Below are 2,109 nucleotides of genomic sequence, written 5' to 3'. Positions count from 1 at the left end.
ATCTATGAGTTATATATAAATAATGCCCGGCGCGAAGGGTACGGTTCACGCAGGTGGGTAAGAGTGCAGTGACTTTCCGGCGCGCCTGCGTGCGCACGCCAATCCCGAACAAGTGGGGGTGAGAAATGGAGGCTGGAGTTTTTTCGGCAGTTCCATCACGGAATGCGATCCGGCCGCATGGGATTTTTTCTTCGGCTGGACCAATAACAGGCCCAATGCCGGCTGCATGAGCGGTGCGGTGCGACTTTGGGGACTGTTAACTCCCGGTGCAAACGGACGCAACGCAAAGACGCCGGATCCACGCTTGTGCGCGCGTTCCGGCAACGATCACCCGGCCTGCTGGCCAATCTCGAAGTTGGCCAGTTTCTCCAATGCGCGCACCATTGCGGAGTGGTCCCAGGTTTTGCCGCCGTGTGCGACGCAGGAGTTGAACAGCTCCTGCGCGGTGGCCGTGTTGGGCAGCGAGATGCCGAGCAGGCGCGCAGTCGAGAGCGCCAGGTTCAAGTCCTTCTGGTGAAGCTCGATGCGAAAACCCGGGTCAAACGTGCGCTTGACCATGCGTTCACCATGCACCTCCAGAATCTTCGATGACGCGAAGCCGCCCATCAAGGCCTGGCGTACACGCGCCGGGTCAGCGCCGGCGCGGGCGGCAAACAGCAGCGCCTCGGCCACCGCTTCGATGTTGAGCGCCACGATGATCTGGTTTGCCACCTTGGCGGTCTGGCCGTCACCGTTACCGCCAACCAGCGTGATGTTCTTGCCCATCAATTCAAACAGCGGCTTGATGCGTTCAAACACGGYTTGTGGGCCGCCGACCATGATGGACAGCGTCGCATTTTTGGCACCGACTTCGCCGCCGGAAACCGGTGCGTCAAGGTAGTCGCAGCCCAGTGTGTTGATTTTCTGCGCAAAGGTTTTGGTGGCTATGGGCGAGATGGAGCTCATGTCGACGACAACCTTGCGTTCACCTGCGTCTGCGGCCGAACCCTTCAGACCGGCTGCGATACCGCCTTCGCTGAACAGCGCAGCCTCCACGTCAGGGGTATCGGGCACCATGATGAAGATGATGTCCGCGCGCTCAGCTACGCCACGGGAATTCACGCATTGCGTGGCGCTGCCACTGGCAATTGCATCGGGCATCTTGCCGAGGGTATGGACAAACAGCTGATGCCCAGCCTTGATCAGATGGCCGGCCATGGGAGCGCCCATGATGCCGAGGCCGACGAAGCCGATTTTCAGGGCGTTGGAGGTCATGTAAACGTAGTCCTTGTGAGATGGTGCGGGTCAGCTTGTCAGGCGCTGGCGCCAGCCCAGTCCTGCGTCCGTCGTGCTGGCAGGTTTGTATTCGCAGCCTATCCAGCCGCCATAGCCAAGGCGGTCCAGGTGCGTGAACAAAAATGCGTAGTTGATCTCGCCGGTGCCCGGCTCGTTGCGGCCGGGGTTGTCGGCCAGCTGGATGTGGGCGATGCGTGCCAGATGTTTTTGTATCGTCGCCRCCACTTCGCCTTCCATGCGCTGCGCGTGGTAGATGTCGTACTGCACGAAGGCGTTGTTGGCACCGACCTCGTCCAGAATGTCCAGTGCCTGAGCCGTGYGGTTCAGGTAGAAGCCCGGAATGTCAAAGGTGTTGATCGGTTCGATCAGTAATTTGAGGCCGGCCTTTTTCAGTTCGATGGATGCATAGCGCAGGTTATTGACAAAAGTCGTGCGCAGAACGGCATCACTGGCACCCACTGGTGTTTTGCCGGCCAGGCAGTTGAGTTGACCTACACCGAGCACCTGGGCATACGTGATGGCTTGGGTCACACCGGCACGGAATTCCTCCACACGATCAGGGTGACAGGCAATGCCGCGTTCGCCGGCCTCCCAGTCGCCGGCGGGCAGATTGTGCAGCACCAGCTGCAGACCGTTGCTGTTGAGCCTGGCCTTGATATCGGCGGCACTGAAGGCGTAGGGGAAAAGAAACTCTACCGCCTTGAAGCCGGCCTTCGCAGCCGGTTCAAAGCGGTCGAGGAACGCATGCTCGGTATAGAGCATGCTGAGATTGGCGGAAAATTTAGGCATGATTTCTTTGCTGGTGGGGCGTTGGCCGTTGCTAGGGGCTTACTC

At 59.7% G+C, this 2,109-nt stretch carries 2 protein-coding genes; both read right to left on the bottom strand.

The genetic code is table 11. The features are described 5' to 3' along the window. Positions 1-327: 327 nt before the first annotated feature. Positions 328-1,254 carry a 2-hydroxy-3-oxopropionate reductase gene (gene glxR / locus AC1D1X_RS21540; protein ID WP_477699135.1) on the bottom strand — a complete coding sequence of 309 codons (927 nt, stop codon included), beginning with the start codon at positions 1,252-1,254 and terminating at the stop codon, positions 328-330. A 30-nt stretch (positions 1,255-1,284) separates the two neighbouring features. After that, positions 1,285-2,064 (bottom strand): hydroxypyruvate isomerase, encoded by a 780-nt coding sequence (gene hyi / locus AC1D1X_RS21535; protein ID WP_477699134.1) that lies wholly within the window; start codon positions 2,062-2,064, stop codon positions 1,285-1,287. Positions 2,065-2,109: the final 45 nt, after the last annotated feature.

This window comes from Polaromonas sp. P1_G4, from assembly GCF_056405475.1.
This window is presented reverse-complemented; position numbering and strand designations above follow the sequence as displayed.